Source organism: Ascidiimonas meishanensis (assembly GCF_037782385.1).
Classification (GTDB): Bacteria; Bacteroidota; Bacteroidia; order Flavobacteriales; family Flavobacteriaceae; genus Ascidiimonas; species Ascidiimonas meishanensis.
The window spans coordinates 1-630 of record NZ_JBBEXD010000059.1 but is presented as its reverse complement, the minus strand read 5'-3'; the positions used below and the strand labels follow the sequence as shown (position 1 = coordinate 630).

Annotated in this window: 2 protein-coding genes; both read right to left on the bottom strand. The window is 31.0% G+C overall.

Features of this window, described 5'->3' with window-relative positions; genetic code table 11:
- A partial coding sequence (locus WBG07_RS19425; protein WP_340203804.1) for a TubC N-terminal docking domain-related protein occupies window positions 1–312 on the bottom strand: 312 nt, incomplete at its 3' end.
- A gap of 8 nt (window positions 313–320) precedes the next feature.
- The coding region (locus tag WBG07_RS19420) for a phosphopantetheine-binding protein (RefSeq protein WP_340203802.1) at window positions 321–630 on the bottom strand (310 nt) is incomplete at its 5' end.

The window sequence follows — 630 nt, the reverse complement described above, 5'->3', positions numbered from 1 at the left end:
CATTGGAATGTGGTATGCGATGCTCCCTTCGAGTTGATCTAAAAACCAGAGTCTTTCCTGGCTAAAAGATAAAGGAATATTTACTAAATCATTTCGGTTATATGATCCAATAGGTATGGATATTTTTTTTGTATTATCAATATTTTGATATTTTTTCAAATAAGCTATAATCCCTTTTTTTTCGGTTTTTATTGATGCTAATAAATCAGGATCAATTGTAATTGAATTTTTAAATTTTAAACTTAACTCCTCGTTATCTAAGAACAAGTCAATACCCTCTTTTCTTGCTTTGTCTAAAATATTTATAATCATAATGTTCTTTAAATTTTTATAATTGTGATTTGTTCTTTATCATTTTTCAATTGATTTAAAGAAATAACACGGATAGAATTTGCTAATTCTTCTATAGTATTGAATTGAAAAATATTCTTAATAGATATCTCCATATCGAGTTCTTTCCGTATCATGGAAACGAGTCTTGTAGCCAATAGGCTATGCCCTCCCAGTTCAAAGAAGTTATCATGTACACCAATTTGTTCAACCCCCAATAACTTTTGCCAGATAGTAACGAGCGTTTGTTCGGTTAGATTTCTGGGCGCTACATAAGGCTGACTGGACAATAGGGAGGCA